We start from the raw sequence: 16,900 nt of genomic DNA, 5'->3' as shown, positions 1-16,900 counted from the left end.
ACCCATCACCCCGAACCAACCGGTTCGAGTGCACTGGGGCCGGCAACTGAAGATCCAGACTCTCAAGCCCGTACCCTCAGACACCCAACAGCGTGCCCGGCATCCCTGCCGCTTCCCTCAACGTTCCACGCTCCGAAGAGCAGTACTGGAAGGAGAAGACGATCAAGTATGCCGAATAGTCAACGTTCCACCCTTGAGCAACCAGCACCGGACATTCGCCGATGTACTGGCCTCTGACCTCACCCCGGAGGGATCGGTAAGAAGTGCTCCTTAGAAAGGAGGTGATCCAGCCGCACCTTCCGGTACGGCTACCTTGTTACGACTTCGTCCCAATCGCCAGTCCCACCTTCGACAGCTCCCTCCCACAAGGGGTTGGGCCACCGGCTTCGGGTGTTACCGACTTTCGTGACGTGACGGGCGGTGTGTACAAGGCCCGGGAACGTATTCACCGCAGCAATGCTGATCTGCGATTACTAGCAACTCCGACTTCATGGGGTCGAGTTGCAGACCCCAATCCGAACTGAGACAGGCTTTTTGAGATTCGCTCCACCTCACGGTATCGCAGCTCATTGTACCTGCCATTGTAGCACGTGTGCAGCCCAAGACATAAGGGGCATGATGACTTGACGTCGTCCCCACCTTCCTCCGAGTTGACCCCGGCGGTCTCCTGTGAGTCCCCATCACCCCGAAGGGCATGCTGGCAACACAGAACAAGGGTTGCGCTCGTTGCGGGACTTAACCCAACATCTCACGACACGAGCTGACGACAGCCATGCACCACCTGTACACCGACCACAAGGGGGGCACCATCTCTGATGCTTTCCGGTGTATGTCAAGCCTTGGTAAGGTTCTTCGCGTTGCGTCGAATTAAGCCACATGCTCCGCTGCTTGTGCGGGCCCCCGTCAATTCCTTTGAGTTTTAGCCTTGCGGCCGTACTCCCCAGGCGGGGAACTTAATGCGTTAGCTGCGGCACCGACGACGTGGAATGTCGCCAACACCTAGTTCCCACCGTTTACGGCGTGGACTACCAGGGTATCTAATCCTGTTCGCTCCCCACGCTTTCGCTCCTCAGCGTCAGTAATGGCCCAGAGATCCGCCTTCGCCACCGGTGTTCCTCCTGATATCTGCGCATTTCACCGCTACACCAGGAATTCCGATCTCCCCTACCACACTCTAGCTAGCCCGTATCGAATGCAGACCCGGGGTTAAGCCCCGGGCTTTCACACCCGACGTGACAAGCCGCCTACGAGCTCTTTACGCCCAATAATTCCGGACAACGCTTGCGCCCTACGTATTACCGCGGCTGCTGGCACGTAGTTAGCCGGCGCTTCTTCTGCAGGTACCGTCACTTTCGCTTCTTCCCTGCTGAAAGAGGTTTACAACCCGAAGGCCGTCATCCCTCACGCGGCGTCGCTGCATCAGGCTTTCGCCCATTGTGCAATATTCCCCACTGCTGCCTCCCGTAGGAGTCTGGGCCGTGTCTCAGTCCCAGTGTGGCCGGTCGCCCTCTCAGGCCGGCTACCCGTCGTCGCCTTGGTGAGCCATTACCTCACCAACAAGCTGATAGGCCGCGGGCTCATCCTTCACCGCCGGAGCTTTTAACCACCATTCAGGAGAATGGAAGTGTTATCCGGTATTAGACCCCGTTTCCAGGGCTTGTCCCAGAGTGAAGGGCAGATTGCCCACGTGTTACTCACCCGTTCGCCACTAATCCCCACCGAAGTGGTTCATCGTTCGACTTGCATGTGTTAAGCACGCCGCCAGCGTTCGTCCTGAGCCAGGATCAAACTCTCCGTGAATGTTCTCCCGTAATCGGGATGACACCACGAGAGCGGAACAGCCAGGCGGAATAAGCCCGGCCGTTCACAGCGTCCTCGCTGTGTTTTCTTCAAAAGAACCTCGCCCTCTCAATGACTGAGAGAGACGGGGTATCAACATATCTGGCGTTGACTTTTGGCACGCTGTTGAGTTCTCAAGGAACGGACGCTTCCTTTGTACTCACCCGAGAGACCCTCTCAGGCTTTCCTCCGGGCGCTTCCCTTCGGTCTTGCGTTTCCGACTCTATCAGACCTTTTCGCGATCCGATTTCCTCGGTGCTTTCCAGGTTCCCGCTTCCGCGTTTCCCTTTCCGGCGGTTCCGACTCTATCAGATCCTTTCGGGCCTGATCCCCGGTCAGCGGGGGTTGTCTTCGCGGCTGTTAGGCCGTTCCGACGAGTGAGACTTTAGCGGATTCCCGGCTCCCGACGCTAATCGGGGGCTGCGTCCTTTCGAACACGGATTCCTCATTCGCAAATACCCGTGCCAATGACACGACAACAGAACGACTAGTCGTCGCGTGTTGGGTGGTCCTGCGGAATGACTGTCCGGGGACCGACCAGGGTCGGCGCTCACGTCGGACAACTCGGAGAACACTACGTATGGGGTCGGGGTGTGTCAACTTCAGTCCTGACGGGCTCGGGAGGCGTACTCTGAGCGGCATGACTACGCGTACGTGCACCCAGCTGTGGTGGGCCGCCTGACGGCGGCCGTTCTCACGTATGCACTCGACGGCCGCCGCTTCGGCGGCCGTTTCTGTATCTCCCTCCAGCACTCCAGAGGGCAGCCGGCCGAGGCGGTGGCCCGACCGGGAGGAGAGGGAGAGATGACAGAGACGACAGAGATGACACGGGTGTTCAGCGGGATCAAGCCGACCGGGCATCTGACGCTAGGGAACTACCTGGGAGCCATGCGGCGGTGGGCAGCCGTCGATCAGCACCAGGCCGATGCGCTGTTCTGCATCGTCGATCTGCACGCGCTGACCGTGGATCACGATCCGGCGCGGGTACGACGACTGAGTCGGCAGGCGGCGACGCTGCTGTTGGCGACGGGGGCCGATCCCGACCTGTGCACCGTGTTCGTACAGAGTCATGTGGACGAGCACGCACGGCTGTCGTATGTGCTGGAGTGCGTGGCCACGGACGGCGAGATGCGGCGGATGATCCAGTACAAGGAGAAGGCCGCGCGGGAGCGGGGGCGGGGCGGGAGTGTGCGGCTGTCCTTGCTGACGTATCCCGTGCTGATGGCGGCGGACATCCTGGCGTACGGGAGTGGCGAGGTGCCGGTCGGGGACGATCAGGCGCAGCATGTGGAGCTGGCCCGGGATCTGGCGGTGCGGTTCAACCAGCGGTACGGACACACGTTCGTGGTGCCTCGGACGACCTCTCCGGAGGTGGCGGCTCGGGTGATGAATCTGCAGGAGCCGACGGCGAAGATGGGGAAGAGTGACGATTCCGGGCCGGGGATCGTCTATCTGCTCGACGAACCGGACGTGGTGCGGAAGAAGGTCATGCGGGCCGTGACCGACAGTGGGCGGGAGGTCGTCTACGACCGGGAGTCGCGGCCGGGGCTCGCCAACCTGCTGGAGATTCTCGCCGGGTGCACGGGTGGGAACCCATCGGACCTGAGCGGTGTATATGAGTCGTACGGCGCCTTGAAGAAGGACACCGCGGAGGCCGTGGTCGAGGTTCTCAGGCCCGTGCAGGACAGGCACAGGGAGCTGTGCGCGGATCCTGGCTTTGTTGAGGGGGTGCTGCGGGATGGCGCGGAGAGAGCGCGGGCGATGGCGCGGCCGACCGTGGATGCCGCTTATCGCGCGATCGGGTTGCTGCCGGCCGCATCCGATACCGGGGTGAGTGCGGCGCGGTAGGCGTGCGGTGCCGCCCCCCGGAGGATCCTGAGGCAGGGGGCGGCAGGGCGTCAGGCGTTGTTGCCGGAGGCCAGTTCGCGGCTGCGGTCACGGGCTGCTTCGAGGGCGGCGATGAGAGCGGCTCGTACGCCGTGGTTCTCGAGTTCGCGGATGGCGTTGATGGTCGTGCCCGCGGGGGAGGTGACGTTTTCGCGGAGCTTGACCGGATGTTCGCCGCTGTCACGAAGCATGGTCGCGGCGCCGATCGCGGACTGGACGATCAGGTCGTGGGCCTTGTCACGGGGCAGGCCGAGGAGGATGCCGGCGTCCGTCATGGCTTCGACCAGGTAGAAGAAGTACGCCGGCCCGGAGCCGGAGAGGGCGGTGCAGGCGTCCTGCTGGGACTCGGGGACGCGGAGCGTCTTGCCTACGGCGCCGAAGATCTCCTCGGTGTGTGCGAGGTGGTCGACGGTGGCGTGGGTGCCGGCGGAGATGACGGACATGGCCTCGTCGACCAGGGCGGGAGTATTCGTCATGACGCGGACGACAGGGGTGCCGGTGGCAAGGCGCTCCTCGAAGAAGGAGGTGGGGATACCGGCCGCGCCGCTGATGATCAGGCGGTCGGCGGGGACATGGGGGGCCAGTTCGTCGAGGAGGGTGCCCATGTCCTGCGGTTTGACCGTGAGGATCAGGGTGTCGGCGATCTTGGCGGCTTCAGGGTTGGTGACCGGGGTGACTCCGTGGCGGGTACGGAGTTCTTCGGCTCGTTCGGGGCGGCGGGCGGTGACCAGGAGGTCGGCCGGGGCCCAGCCGGCGCGGATCATTCCGCTGAGCAGGGCTTCGCCGATCTTGCCGGTGCCGAGGACTGCGACTTTCTGGGTCATGGCTGGGGGCCCTCCGGGGGGTGCGTCGTCCAGGTTCATCCTCGCATCGGGGGGATGGGCTCGGCTCTGGTGTCCGGTGGGCGGGATGTCGGGGACTGGTGAGGGGGGCTGGTGAGGGGGGCTGGTGAGGGGGGCTGGTGGTGGCGGATTTAGCACGGCTCGGAGAGGGGGCCGGTGAGTGGTGCTCAGGGGCCCGGTGGAGGAGCGTTGCGTCCGGCTGGGGCCGCGGCGCCTCACGCCGTCCGGCGTCGTAGCGTCGCCGCGCCCAGGCCCAGTACCAGCAGCGCGCATCCCGCCACTATGAGGGCGTCTCGTACGAAGGTGGCCGTCATGTCGGTGTGGGTGAGGACTTCGTTCATGCCGTCGACCGCGTAGGACATGGGGAGGACGTCGGAGATGGCCTCGAGTGCCGGGTGCATGTTGTCGCGAGGGGTGAAGAGACCGCAGAGGAGGAGTTGGGGGAAGATCACCGCCGGCATGAACTGGACCGCCTGGAACTCCGAGGCCGCGAAGGCCGAGACGAAGAGGCCGAGGGCGGTGCCGAGCAGGGCGTCGAGGAGGGCGACGAGGAGCAGGAGCCAGGGGCTGCCGGTGACGTCCAGGTCGAGGAGCCAGAGCGCGAGGCCCGTCGCGAGGGCGGACTGGATGACAGCGAGGGTCCCGAAGGCGAGGGCGTAGCCGGCGATGAGGTCTCCCTTGCCGAGGGGCATGGCGAGGAGGCGTTCGAGGGTGCCGGAGGTGCGTTCGCGCAGGGTGGCGATGGAGGTGACCAGGAACATCGTGATCAGGGGGAAGATCCCGAGGAGGGAGGCGCCGATGCTGTCGAAGGTGCGCGGGCTGCCGTCGAAGACGTAGCGCAGCAGGAACAGCATCACGCAGGGGATGAGGATCAACAGCGCGATGGTGCGCGGGTCGTGGCCGAGTTGGCGCAGGACGCGGGTCGTGGTGGCGGTGATTCGGGAGGCGCTCAGCGCGCGCGGCGGGGCGGGTGCCGCCGTCGTGCCCTGGGTGTCCATCGTGTCCGTGCTGCTCTTGCCCGTCGTGTTCGTGGTCATCGTGCGGTCTCCTTCGTGCGGTCGGCTGCCATCGCCTCGTCGACCAGGTGCAGGAATGCCGCCTCGACGGTCTCCGAGTGGGTGCGGGAGCGGAGGGCGTCGGGGGTGTCGTCGGCGAGGATCTGGCCCTCGCGCATCAGCAGGAGGCGGTGGCAGCGCTCGGCCTCGTCCATGACATGGGAGGAGATCAACAGGGTCGCGCCTCGCTGCGTCGCGATTTCGTGGAAGAGGTGCCACAGGTCGCGGCGGAGGACGGGGTCCAGGCCGACGGTTGGTTCGTCGAGGACCAGGAGTTCGGGGGCGCCGAGGAGGGCGACAGCCAGGGAGACTCGGCTGCGTTGGCCGCCGGAGAGGTTGCCGGCGAGGGCGTCGGTGTGGGTGGCCAGATCCACGTCGGTGATGGCTCGGGTGACGTTCTCGTGGCGGCGGTCGGTGGTGGCGCGGCCCGGGTCGAGGATCGCGGCGAAGTAGTCGAGGTTCTGGCGGACGGTCAGGTCGTCGTAGACGGAGGGGGCTTGGGTGACGTAGCCGATGCGGGTGCGGAGGGTGGGGTGGCCGGCGGGGTTCCCGAGGACGTCGAGCGTGCCGGTGACCTTGGCCTGGGTTCCGACGATCGCGCGCATCAACGTCGACTTGCCGCATCCGGACGGCCCGAGCAGACCGGTGATCTGCCCTCGCGGGACGGTGAAGTCGAGGCCGCGCAGGACCGTTCGTGGGCCTCGGACGACGGTGAGGCCTTGGGCGCGGACGGCGGGTGCGTCGGGGGTGTCGGGGGTGTCTGGGTTGGTGGTTTTCGCGGGGCGTGCTTCGTCCTCGGGTGGGTCGAGCGCGTAATTCATCATGTGATGAATAGTGCTCCTGGGGGTGGACCCCGTCAAGCGGGGTGCAGGGGGCGGCGCAGGCGCACGGGGGCTTGGTCGGAGCCGGGGGTGCCGGGCTGTGCGTCTGGGGACGCGCCGAGCGAGGGCAGCGGTCGGCGGTCGGCGGTCGGCGGTCGGCGGTCGGCGACAGGTCGACGAGCGGGAGAGCGGCGTCGTTGAGCCGGCGACGGAGGGGGTGGTCCGAGGGGGTGCCCGCGGTGGCGATGCGGGTCAGGAAAGGGGTGGGGATCAGAGGTTGGTGACGTTGGTGGGCTCGGGGATGCCGTGGGGCCGGGGAGAGGGCGGGTCAGGGGGTGGTGGCGAGGAGCAGGATGACGTCGTAGACCTCTTCGACGATTCCGTCCGGGAAGGTGCGCAGCAGGTGCTTGCGCTCCTCGGCGAGGAAGGCGGTGCTCGTCTCTTCGCCGTGGACCAGGAAGATCGAGTGGCTGCCGATGTTGGCGAGGTGGGTGTCCACCGGTATGCGTCGGCTCCAGCGGACCACGCGGTGGGTGAAGTCGAGGCTGCCGGTGGGGTCCGCGAGGCGGGCGTTGACGTTGCGCTTCTCGGTGGCGACGTCGACGCCGAAGAAGCGACCGGTGCGGTCGGCGGCCTCGGCGATCCACGGCACGTCGAGGGCGTCCGTGTTCCACCACAGGGCGAGCGCGCCGCCCGGACGCAGTACCCGGACGGCTTCCGGGAGAGCCTGGGCCGGGTCGATCCAGTGCCAGGCCTGGGCGCAGGTGACGAAGTCGACGGAATCGGTGGTCAGGGGGAGGGCGTTGCCGTCGCCCCTGACGATCGGGAGGTCGGGGTGGGCGCGGCGGAACTGGGCCGCCATGCCGTCTCCGGGTTCCACGGCGATCACGTCGGCACCGCGGGCGTGCAGGAGAGCGGTCGCTATGCCGGTGCCGGCGCCGATGTCGGCGACCCGGGCACCGGTGAGGGGGTGGCCGGCCAGGTCCTCGACCACGTCGAAGAGGGCGGGCGGGTAGGCGGGGCGGTTGGCGGCGTACTGGGCTGCGGCGGCGTTGAAGGAGTGGGCGCGGGTGGCGTGGGAGGAGGCCGTCATGGGGACCATGGTGGCGGGGGTGAGAGCGAGGGGTGATGAGTTTTCGGTGAGAGGCGGGGCGAGCTACGCGCGGCGGCGCTTCTTCGACGGGTTACGGGTGCGGCGCGAGGTGCGCTTCTCGTGCTGTCGGAGCGCGGCCTCGTACTCCTCGCGGTGGAGTCTCTCGCCGGGGGCTTCGATGAGGGAGCGGAAGAAGTAGGCGAGGAGCGAGCCGACGAAGCCGATGGCCAGGAGGCCGCGGAGGGAGGCCTGGCGGTCGGGGTCGGGGCGCCTGCCGAAGCCGTCCAAGGTCTGGCGGAAGGCCAGCGCGCTGCAGATGGCGAACATCGCGACGATCAGGACGGCAACGAAACTGCCGGTGTCGGCTATCCGGAGGCCTTCGTAGGCGAAGCGCAGGATGAGGCAGGAGGCGACCGCGGCGGCCAGTGAGCCGACGGCTGCCGCGATGCGGCGGGGCGTGTAGCCGTTGTCGTGGTTCAGCCAGGTGGTGCCGAAGAAGCGGAGGGGTTCGGGGCGGGGGCCGCCTTCGGAGCCCGCGGGTGCGGTGCCGTGTTCGTCGCTCACCCGTCGATTATGGCGCGGCGCCGTGCCGCGGACTCCGGAGGGATCAGGCGCAGCGAAAGGCGACGTAGCCGTCGCTGCGCCTGATCAGGCCGCCGTCCGACCTTCGTCTTCGAAGAACCGTGGGGCTCTTCTGAGACGGGGCGGGATCGTCAGAAGGAACAGCGCGGACGGACGTAGCCGTCGCTGCCCGTGTTCACGTAGGCGTCCGAGACGAACTCGCCGTCGTCGATGTTGTCCCAGATGTTCGATGAGCCGTACGGCCCCGCCACGTTGGTGCCCGGCGTCTGGCAGAAGATCGGGACCTTCGCGCCCTCGGGCAGTACGCGGACGAGGGTGTAACCGGTGCCGGGGCCGCTGCGGACGTTGAGACGGACGCCCGGGGCGACCGAGTAGTAGCGCACGGCCGTGGCCGCCATGGTGACGGCTTCCGCGGCGCCGGCGCCCTCCACGTCGCCGCCCTCCACCTTTTCGACACGGTCGACAGACATATGAGACCTCCCCCGTTGTGCCCCATGAGTGCCATGGGGTCCTGTTGATTCCCCTGAATCACGCCATGAACCCATGTACGCAACTCGTACGCGGAGGCTAGCAAGCCGCCTCCGTCTCGTACGAGTCTTCGACTAGGCTCCGTGCGTCGCGCTCGCGGACGAACAGCACGGGGGTGGTTCCATGGCGCCGCAGCACAACATCGGAGCGGGCGCGGAAGCGGAACTTCCCGAGTACGCCGGTCACTACCGGCTGGATTCGTGTCTGGGGTCCGGCGGCATGGGCGTCGTGCACCTGGCCCGGAGTACCTCCGGGATGAAGGTCGCGGTGAAGGTCGTGCACGCCCGGTTCGCCAAGGACCCCGAGTTCAGGGGGCGGTTCCGGCAGGAGGTAGCGGCCGCGCGGCAGGTGAGCGGCGCCTTCACCGCGTCTGTCGTCGACGCCGACCCGGAGGCCGAACGGCCTTGGATGGCCACGCTGTTCATCCCCGGCCCGACGCTGTCCGACCATGTGAAGCGGAACGGCCCTATGGAGCCCTCCCAGTTGCGTCGGCTGATGGCCGGTCTCGCCGAGGCCCTGCGTGACATCCACCGGGTCGGAGTCGTGCACCGGGACTTGAAGCCGAGCAACGTGCTGCTCGGGGAGGACGGGCCGAAGGTCATCGACTTCGGTATTTCTCGGCCAAAGAACAGCGAACTGCGGACCGAGACCGGCAAGTTGATCGGAACTCCGCCCTTCATGGCACCCGAGCAGTTCCGTCGGCCGCGCGAGGTCGGACCCGCCGCCGATGTCTTCGCCCTCGGTTCCGTGATGGTGCACGCGGCCACGGGACGCGGGCCGTTCGACTCCGACAGCCCGTACGTCGTCGCCTACCAGGTCGTGCACGACGAGCCCGACCTGACCGCCGTACCGGAGAACCTCGCTCCACTCATCGTGCGGTGTCTGGCCAAGGAGCCCGAGGATCGGCCGACGCCCGACGAGTTGATGCGGGAACTGCGGTCGGTGGCGGCCTCGTACGACACGCAGACGTTCATTCCGGAGCAGCGGACGGGCGAGACGCCCGAGCCGGAGCCCCATGCCGAGGAGCCAGGACCGGAGCCGGAGCCGGAGCCGGGCCGCAAGCGACGCGTGAGCAAGCGGGCGGCGGTCGGAGCCGGCACTCTCGGTCTGGTCACGGTTCTCTCACTGCTCTCGCTCCAGCTGCTCGGCGGTGAGACGGCGGCGCCGAAGAGCGGTTCGCCTCGGACGACGGCAGCCGCGTTCCGTGCCTGGACGGCGGCACCGACCGACACGCAGGGCACGACCCAGTGTTCCTACGGCGCGGGGAAGTTGGTCTGCGCCCGCACCGGACTGGTCTTCGCCCTCGACCCGTCCGACGGTCGGCCGGTGTGGCGCCATTCCGTCGCCGAGACACGCAGGAGCGGACCGCCGGACGTGGTGGGTGGGCTCGTACAGCCCTTGTTGGATCAGGGCCGACGCCTTGAGGGGCTCGATCCGGCCTCGGGCAAGGCCCGTTGGCAGCGGAAGATGCCCGCGTACAGCGGGCTGACCGGCGCCGGGGGCATGCTGCTGGTCACCGGTGCCGACGGCGGCGTCACCGGGGTGGACGGTGCTTCGGGGGACACGAAGTGGAGCCGGCGGATACCGGGGCACAAGGCGCCGTCCTTCGTCTCGTTCAGCGGGGATCCGTTGGCGTACACGACGAGTGCCTCGGCGGACGGGGCGAGCACGCTGGTCACCGCGGTGGATCCGGGCACGGGTGAGGTGCGGTGGGACGCGCGGCTGCAAGGGGCGCTGGAGCCGGTCGGTGCGGCGGACGGGTCGGTCGTCTTCGTCTCCGTCGACCAGGTGTACGGGAACGCGGAGGCCGTTGTCCGCTACTCGCCGAACAGCCGCAGTTCACGGCGGGTGCCGCTGTCGGTCCCGGTCGAACAGGCTCACGTCACCGTGCACGGGAACGTCGTGTACCTGATGGGCACCGGTGGTTCGCTGGTGGCCGTCGATCTGGACGCACGGAAGCAGCGGTGGTCCTTGGAGACGGCCGTGTCGCGAGGCTCCGCTCCGGTGGCCGACGGGCGGCATGTCTATCTCACGGCCCCTGACGGGCGGCTGCTCGCCGTGGACGCCCGCGACGGCAGACTCCTCGGGCAGACCTCCCCGCGGCTCGGTACGACGAACTCGGGCCAGGTCGCGGCCGATCTGCCCGAACCCGTGATCGCCGACCATCACGTCTACGCCAGTTCCCCCGACGGCACCGTCTTCGCCGTCGACGGACGTGATCCGTCGGCCTGGTAGGAGGAGAACGGCGAGGACGAGGCGAAGGGGCCGCCTTCGGAAGAATCCGAAGGCGGCCCCTTCACGAACCGGGAACCGGGAGCGGGAACCGGAGAGCGCTCAGCCCAGCTTGCTGACGTCTCGTACGGCGCCCTTGTCGGCGCTGGTGGCCATCGCCGCGTACGCGCGCAGTGCCGCCGAGACCTTGCGCTCGCGGTTCTTCGGGGCGTAGACGCCGCCCAGGGCCTGCTCGCGGCGGGTCAGTTCGGCCTGGTCCACCAGCAGTTCGATGGTGCGGTTCGGGATGTCGATGCGGATGCGGTCGCCGTCCTCGACGAGGGCGATCGTGCCGCCCGAGGCCGCCTCCGGTGACGCGTGGCCGATGGACAGGCCGGACGTGCCGCCGGAGAAGCGGCCGTCGGTGATCAGGGCGCAGGCCTTGCCGAGGCCGCGGCCCTTCAGGTACGAGGTCGGGTAGAGCATCTCCTGCATGCCGGGGCCGCCCTTGGGGCCCTCGTAGCGGATGACGACGACGTCGCCCTCCTTGATCTCCTTCAGCAGGATCTTCTCGACGGCCTGCTCCTGCGACTCGCAGACGACCGCCGGACCCTCGAAGGTCCAGATGGACTCGTCGACGCCGGCCGTCTTCACCACGCAGCCGTCGACCGCCAGGTTGCCCTTGAGGACCGCCAGGCCGCCGTCCTTGGAGTAGGCGTGCTCGGCGGAGCGGATGCAGCCGCCCTCGGCGTCCTCGTCCAGGGCCTCCCAGCGCTCGGACTGGGAGAAGGCCTCGGCGGAGCGCACGCAGCCGGGCGCCGCATGCCACAGCTCCAGGGCCTCGGGGGACGGCGAGCCGCCGCGGACGTCCCACGTCTTGAGCCAGTCCGCCAGGGACGGGCTGTGGACCGAGTTCACGTCCTCGTTGAGCAGGCCCGCGCGGTGCAGTTCGCCGAGGAGGGCGGGGATGCCGCCGGCGCGGTGCACGTCCTCCATGTAGTACGTGCGGTCCTTGGCGACGTTCGGGGCGACCTTCGCGAGGCAGGGCACGCGGCGCGAGACCTCGTTGATCTCCTCCAGGCCGAACGGGACGCCCGCCTCCTGGGCCGCGGCCAGCAGGTGCAGGATCGTGTTCGTCGAGCCGCCCATGGCGATGTCCAGGGCCATCGCGTTCTCGAAGGCGGCGCTGGTGGCGATCGAGCGCGGGAGGACGGTCTCGTCGTCCTGCTCGTAGTAGCGGCGGGTGATGTCCATGACCGTGCGGGCCGCGTCGACGTACAGCTGCTTACGCGCCGTGTGCGTGGCCAGGACCGAGCCGTTGCCGGGGAGGGACAGGCCGATGGCCTCGGTCAGGCAGTTCATCGAGTTGGCGGTGAACATGCCGGAACAGCTGCCGCAGGTCGGACAGGCGTTCTCCTCGATACGGAGGATGTCCTCGTCCGAGATCTTCTCGTTCACGGCCTCGGACATCGCGTCGACCAGGTCGAGCGTGCGGACCGTGCCGTCGACCAGGGTGGCGCGGCCGGACTCCATCGGGCCGCCGGAGACGAAGACCGTCGGGATGTTCAGGCGCAGGGCCGCGTTCAGCATGCCCGGGGTGATCTTGTCGCAGTTGGAGATGCAGACCAGGGCGTCGGCGCAGTGGGCCTCGACCATGTACTCGACCGAGTCCGCGATGAGGTCGCGGGAGGGCAGGGAGTACAGCATGCCGCCGTGGCCCATCGCGATGCCGTCGTCCACCGCGATCGTGTTGAACTCGCGCGGGATGCCGCCGGCCTCGACGATCGCCTCGCTGACGATCCGGCCGACCGGCTGCAGGTGGGTGTGGCCCGGCACGAACTCGGTGAAGCTGTTGGCGACCGCGATGATCGGCTTGCGGCCGATGTCCGCACCGGGTACACCGGAGGCGCGCATAAGGGCGCGTGCGCCCGCCATGTTGCGTCCGTGGGTGACTGTGCGGGACCTCAGCTCGGGCATCGTCGCTCGCTCCTTCAGACAGGTATGGCTGCTATTGAGCGTACGCCGGTCATCCAGGGGTCGGGACGGGGTGTCCGGAATATGGGATGCTTGTCTCGGGATCGTGGAGATCGTCGGGCGTCCGGATCGGCTCGGTCGTCCGGATCAGGGAGGCCGCCGGAGTCGCCCCGATCGCCGGAGTCGCCCCGATCGCCTGATGGCCGGGATCAGGGCTGCACCCGCCCGGCGCCGGTTGCCCGCAACGGGCCCGGGGACTGGGATCACGCGGGTCGCCGGAATCCTGAGATCACCGGGGCCGCCAGGATCAGCGGATCAGCAGGCCGCCATGTCGCGAGGCGCGTGCTCAGCCGCCGGTCAGATGCCCCTGCACCACCGGTGCCAGCCGCGCGATGATCTGCTCCACGTCCGCCGACGCCAGCGGCTCCACCTTGATCACGTACCGCAGTATCGCCGTCCCGACCAGCTGCGCCGCCGCCAGCTCGGCACGCAGCTCGGCGTCCGGCTGGTCCAGCTGGGCCGCGACGCGACGGAGCAACTGGGAGGCGACCAGGCGGCGGAAGACGGCGGCCGCGGTCTCGTTGTTCACGGCCGAGCGGACGATCGCCAGCAGCGGCGTACGGGTGGTCGGGTTCTCCCAGATACCGAAGAAGAAACGGGTCAGACGCTCGCCGACCACGTCCAGCGGGCCTTCGGCGACCGCGTCCGGAGCGTTCAGCGCGGGCGCCAAGGCGACGGTGATCGCCGCCTCGAAGACCTGTTCCTTGGTACCGAAGTAGTGGTGGACCAGGGCCGCGTCGACTCCGGCTGCCTTCGCGATCCCCCGCACCGACGCCTTGTCGTAACCCCGCTCGGAGAACTCCGCGCGGGCCGCGGTCAGGATGCGGTCGCGGGTGTCCGCCGATTCCGTACGGGGAGGGCGGCCCCGCTTGCGAGCGGTGACGTCGTCCGTCGCCTGGGCGCCTTCGCCGCGCGCACTCATCGTCGGGGCACCTTCACGGTGGCGGCCAGGTGCGCCCGTGCGAACGCCAGTGACTCGGCGAGGTCGGCCTCGCGCTCGGCGCTGGACATGGCGCGGCGGGTGTTGACCTCGATGACGACATGGCCGTCGAAGCCGGTCAGGGCGAGACGTTCCAGCAGCTCGGCGCAGGGCTGTGTGCCGCGGCCGGGGACCAGGTGCTCGTCCTTCGCCGAACCCCTGCCGTCGGCGAGGTGGACGTGGCCGAGGCGGTCGCCCATGCGGTCGATCATCTGGATCGCGTCCGTGCGGGCCGTCGAGGTGTGGCTGAGGTCGATCGTGAAGTGCCGGTAGTCGTCCTTCGTGACGTCCCAGTCGGGCGCGTAGGCGAGCATCTCGCGGTCGCGGTAACGCCAGGGGTACATGTTCTCGACGGCGAACCGTACGTCCGTCTCGTTCGCCATGCGCCAGATCCCGGTGACGAAGTCGCGGGCGTACTGGCGCTGCCAGCGGAACGGCGGGTGCACGACGACCGTGCTCGCGCCCAGCTTCTCGGCGGCGGCGCGGGCGCGCTGGAGCTTGACCCACGGGTCGGTGGACCACACGCGCTGTGTGATGAGCAGGCAGGGCGCGTGCACGGCGAGGATCGGGACGCCGTGGTAGTCGCTGAGTCTGCGCAGCGCCTGGACGTCCTGGCTGACGGGGTCGGTCCACACCATGACCTCGACACCGTCGTAGCCGAGGCGCGCGGCGATCTCGAAGGCCGTCGCCGTCGACTCCGGGTAGACGGAGGCCGTCGAGAGGGCGACCTTCGCATCCGGGATACGGACTACGTCCCTTGGTTCAGCCACCGGGCCAGCCTAAGGGGTGCGGTTGGGTGGGTGCGGGGTGCCTGTTCGTCGTTGTGGTGTTCGCCACGGGCCGGGGAGGGGGCGGCTGCTGTGTGGTTGCCCGCGCCCACGCGGTCGCCCACGCGGTGGAGCCGCATGCGGGGCCGCAGATCGATACGGCCCCGCGCCCCTTCAGGGCGCTACAGCGAACCCATGTGGTCAAGTCGCCGCAGAATCACGCCTTCCCGGAGTGCCCATGGGCATATCTCCACGCTCTCCACACCCAACAGGTCCATGGCGCCCTCCGCCACCAGGGCACCCGCGAGGAGCTGGTTGGCACGGCCCACCGAGACGCCGGGGAGCTCCGCGCGCTGGGCGGTGGTCATGCCGGCCAGCCGCGGCACCCACGCCTCCAGGGACTCCCGCTTGAGTTCGCGCTGGACGTAGAGGCCCTCGGTGGAGCGTGCCGCGCCGGCGAGGCGGGCGAGTTGCTTGAAGGTCTTGGACGTGGCGACCACGTGGTCGGGAGTGCCGAAGCGGGTGAACTCGCCGACCGTACGGGCGATCTGGGCGCGGACATGGCGTCGCAGCGCCCTGATCGCCTCCTGGTCCGGGGGGTCGGTGGGGATCCAGCCCGCGGTGAGGCGGCCCGCGCCGAGCGGCAGCGACACCGCGGCGTCCGGTTCCTCGTCGATGCCGTACGCGACCTCGAGGGAGCCGCCTCCGATGTCCAGGACCAGCAGCTTTCCGGCCGACCAGCCGAACCAGCGGCGGGCGGCGAGGAAGGTGAGCCGGGCCTCCTCGGCGCCGGCGAGGACCTGGAGGTCGACACCGGTCTCGGTCTGCACGCGCGCGAGGACGTCATCCGCGTTGGTGGCCTCGCGCACGGCGGAGGTCGCGAACGGCAGCAGGTCCTCCACGCCCTTGTCCTCGGCGGCCTGGAGCGCCTCCCGGATGACCCCGACGAGTTTGTCGACGCCCTCGGGACCTATGGCCCCGTCCGCGTCGAGTAGTTGGGCAAGGCGCAGCTCCGCCTTGTGCGAATGGGCGGGCAGGGGGCATGCCCCTGGGTGCGCATCCACCACCAGCAGATGCACCGTGTTCGATCCCACGTCGAGGACACCGAGTCTCATGTACGGAACGCTACTGCCAGCAAAGCCGTGGGCTGCCGCCGGTGCCGTGCCCACTGTCATCGAAGCTGTCCTCGAAGCCGTCGTGGATGTCGTGGCCCCAGCCGTTGTCGGAGCCATTGCCGAAGCCGTTATGGAAGCCGTTCTGGTCGCTGGCTCTGGACCGGTCGCGGGCGACTTACCCTGGACGGGTGCCAAAGACGAAAAAGGCGAAGAACGACAAGACGGCCAAAACGCTCCAGGGTTCTTCGCAGGCGAAAGCACCGAAGAAGTCGAGAAAGGCCCTGGAAGCCGACGAGAAGGGTCTCGACTTCGCACGCGCGTGGGTGGAGTTCCCTGATCCGGCGGACGAAGAGCAGGTCTTCCGGTGCGATCTGACATGGCTGACCTCTCGCTGGAACTGCATCTTCGGCAGCGGCTGCCAGGGCATCCAGGCGGGCCGCGCGGACGACGGGTGCTGCACCTTGGGTGCCCACTTCTCCGACGAGGACGACGAGAAACGGGTCGCCGGGCATGTGGCCAGGCTCACTCCGGACATCTGGCAGCACCACGACGAGGGCGTGGCGCACGGCTGGGTCTCGGAGGACGAGGACGGCGACCGGCAGACCCGCCCGTTCCAGGGCTCGTGCATCTTCCAGAACCGGCCCGGTTTCGCGGGCGGAGCGGGCTGCTCGCTGCACATCCTCGCCCTGAAGGAGGGCCGCGAGCCGCTGGAGACCAAGCCGGACGTCTGTTGGCAGCTGCCGGTGCGGCGGACGTACGACTGGATCGACCGGCCCGACGACACGCGGGTGCTCCAGGTGTCGATCGGTGAGTACGACCGGCGGGGCTGGGGTCCGGGCGGCCACGACCTGCACTGGTGGTGCACGTCGGCGACCTCGGCGCACGGCGCGGGCGACCCGGTGTACGTGTCCTATCGGCCGGAACTGATCGAGCTGATGGGCAAGGCGGGCTACGACCGGCTGGTCGAGCTGTGCGAGGAGCGGCTGGCCTCGCAGTTGCCGTTGCTGGCACCGCATCCGGCGGATCCTGTCGGCTGACGGGGCGGTCCGAGGCCTGCGGGTTCCGCAGACCTCGCGGTCGGTCCCGCGGACCTCGCGGATCGTGAGGGTGCTGTCGGCCGACATGGCCCGAGTCGAGGCCTGCCGGG

General features: G+C 68.4%; 13 protein-coding genes and 1 rRNA gene. 3 read left to right on the top strand and 11 right to left on the bottom strand.

Annotation, left to right across the window (positions count from 1 at the left end; all coding sequences use genetic code 11):
• Positions 1-274: 274 nt before the first annotated feature.
• Positions 275-1,800: ribosomal RNA gene (locus OHA64_RS27755) — 16S ribosomal RNA — on the bottom strand.
• Positions 1,801-2,661: 861 nt separating this feature from the next.
• Between OHA64_RS27755 and trpS the strand changes: the two genes are divergently transcribed.
• Positions 2,662-3,687 (top strand): tryptophan--tRNA ligase, encoded by a 1,026-nt coding sequence (trpS, locus tag OHA64_RS27750; RefSeq protein WP_405624137.1) that lies wholly within the window; start codon positions 2,662-2,664, stop codon positions 3,685-3,687.
• A 50-nt stretch (positions 3,688-3,737) separates the two neighbouring features.
• Here the strand turns inward: trpS and proC are convergent, their stop codons facing one another.
• The 6 genes from proC to OHA64_RS27720 all read right to left on the bottom strand — a co-directional run bounded on the left by proC (position 3,738) and on the right by OHA64_RS27720 (position 8,589).
• Complete coding sequence (proC, locus tag OHA64_RS27745) at positions 3,738-4,550, bottom strand: pyrroline-5-carboxylate reductase (protein ID WP_405617471.1); 813 nt, start codon at positions 4,548-4,550, stop codon at positions 3,738-3,740.
• 233 nt (positions 4,551-4,783) lie between these two features.
• Positions 4,784-5,566: an ABC transporter permease gene (locus OHA64_RS27740; RefSeq protein ID WP_405624136.1), complete on the bottom strand. Its 783-nt coding sequence runs from the start codon at positions 5,564-5,566 to the stop codon at positions 4,784-4,786.
• A gap of 35 nt (positions 5,567-5,601) precedes the next feature.
• Positions 5,602-6,447 (bottom strand): ABC transporter ATP-binding protein, encoded by an 846-nt coding sequence (locus tag OHA64_RS27735; RefSeq protein WP_405617469.1) that lies wholly within the window; start codon positions 6,445-6,447, stop codon positions 5,602-5,604.
• A gap of 325 nt (positions 6,448-6,772) precedes the next feature.
• Complete coding sequence (locus tag OHA64_RS27730; protein ID WP_405617467.1) at positions 6,773-7,537, bottom strand: class I SAM-dependent methyltransferase; 765 nt, start codon at positions 7,535-7,537, stop codon at positions 6,773-6,775.
• A gap of 63 nt (positions 7,538-7,600) precedes the next feature.
• Positions 7,601-8,101 carry an EamA/RhaT family transporter gene (locus OHA64_RS27725; protein WP_405617465.1) on the bottom strand — a complete coding sequence of 167 codons (501 nt, stop codon included), beginning with the start codon at positions 8,099-8,101 and terminating at the stop codon, positions 7,601-7,603.
• A gap of 149 nt (positions 8,102-8,250) precedes the next feature.
• Positions 8,251-8,589, bottom strand: a complete 339-nt coding sequence (locus tag OHA64_RS27720) for an SH3 domain-containing protein (RefSeq protein ID WP_405617463.1) — start codon at positions 8,587-8,589, stop codon at positions 8,251-8,253.
• A 181-nt stretch (positions 8,590-8,770) separates the two neighbouring features.
• Between OHA64_RS27720 and OHA64_RS27715 the strand changes: the two genes are divergently transcribed.
• Positions 8,771-10,882, top strand: a complete 2,112-nt coding sequence (locus OHA64_RS27715; RefSeq protein WP_405617461.1) for a serine/threonine-protein kinase — start codon at positions 8,771-8,773, stop codon at positions 10,880-10,882.
• 99 nt (positions 10,883-10,981) lie between these two features.
• Here OHA64_RS27715 and ilvD read toward each other — a convergent pair whose 3' ends face one another.
• The 4 genes from ilvD to OHA64_RS27695 all read right to left on the bottom strand — a co-directional run bounded on the left by ilvD (position 10,982) and on the right by OHA64_RS27695 (position 15,753).
• A complete protein-coding gene (gene ilvD, locus OHA64_RS27710; protein ID WP_405617459.1) occupies positions 10,982-12,835 on the bottom strand; it encodes a dihydroxy-acid dehydratase in 1,854 nt (617 codons plus the stop codon).
• A 343-nt stretch (positions 12,836-13,178) separates the two neighbouring features.
• The gene (locus OHA64_RS27705) at positions 13,179-13,814 is read right to left on the bottom strand and encodes a TetR family transcriptional regulator (protein ID WP_405617457.1); all 636 of its coding nucleotides are present in this window, start codon (positions 13,812-13,814) and stop codon (positions 13,179-13,181) included.
• On the bottom strand, positions 13,811-14,641 hold the full coding sequence (locus OHA64_RS27700) for a sugar phosphate isomerase/epimerase family protein (RefSeq protein WP_405617455.1): 831 nt from the start codon (positions 14,639-14,641) through the stop codon (positions 13,811-13,813). The genes OHA64_RS27705 and OHA64_RS27700 overlap by 4 nt, the downstream gene beginning before the upstream one ends.
• 179 nt (positions 14,642-14,820) lie before the next feature.
• Complete coding sequence (locus tag OHA64_RS27695) at positions 14,821-15,753, bottom strand: Ppx/GppA family phosphatase (protein ID WP_405617453.1); 933 nt, start codon at positions 15,751-15,753, stop codon at positions 14,821-14,823.
• 188 nt (positions 15,754-15,941) lie between these two features.
• Between OHA64_RS27695 and OHA64_RS27690 the strand changes: the two genes are divergently transcribed.
• Entirely contained in the window at positions 15,942-16,790 is an 849-nt protein-coding gene (locus OHA64_RS27690; protein ID WP_405617451.1) for a hypothetical protein, read from the top strand.
• Positions 16,791-16,900 lie beyond the last annotated feature (110 nt).

This window comes from Streptomyces sp. NBC_00076 (assembly GCF_045041235.1).
In the GTDB taxonomy this organism is placed as follows: Bacteria; Actinomycetota; Actinomycetes; order Streptomycetales; family Streptomycetaceae; genus Streptomyces.
The sequence above is the reverse complement of the archived record's forward strand: the minus strand, read 5'-3'. Positions and strand labels throughout refer to the sequence as shown.

What these genes read in the sequence shown, in the direction of transcription:
- OHA64_RS27720 (WP_405617463.1), bottom strand. Translation starts at nt 8,589, where the DNA reads ATGTCTGTCGACCGTGTCGAAAAGGTGGAGGGCGGCGACGTGGAGGGC.
- OHA64_RS27735 (WP_405617469.1), bottom strand. Translation starts at nt 6,447, where the DNA reads ATGATGAATTACGCGCTCGACCCACCCGAGGACGAAGCACGCCCCGCG.
- OHA64_RS27730 (WP_405617467.1), bottom strand. Translation starts at nt 7,537, where the DNA reads ATGACGGCCTCCTCCCACGCCACCCGCGCCCACTCCTTCAACGCCGCC.
- OHA64_RS27695 (WP_405617453.1), bottom strand. Translation starts at nt 15,753, where the DNA reads ATGAGACTCGGTGTCCTCGACGTGGGATCGAACACGGTGCATCTGCTG.
- OHA64_RS27715 (WP_405617461.1), top strand. Translation starts at nt 8,771, where the DNA reads ATGGCGCCGCAGCACAACATCGGAGCGGGCGCGGAAGCGGAACTTCCC.
- trpS (WP_405624137.1), top strand. Translation starts at nt 2,662, where the DNA reads ATGACACGGGTGTTCAGCGGGATCAAGCCGACCGGGCATCTGACGCTA.
- OHA64_RS27740 (WP_405624136.1), bottom strand. Translation starts at nt 5,566, where the DNA reads ATGGACACCCAGGGCACGACGGCGGCACCCGCCCCGCCGCGCGCGCTG.
- proC (WP_405617471.1), bottom strand. Translation starts at nt 4,550, where the DNA reads ATGACCCAGAAAGTCGCAGTCCTCGGCACCGGCAAGATCGGCGAAGCC.
- OHA64_RS27705 (WP_405617457.1), bottom strand. Translation starts at nt 13,814, where the DNA reads ATGAGTGCGCGCGGCGAAGGCGCCCAGGCGACGGACGACGTCACCGCT.
- ilvD (WP_405617459.1), bottom strand. Translation starts at nt 12,835, where the DNA reads ATGCCCGAGCTGAGGTCCCGCACAGTCACCCACGGACGCAACATGGCG.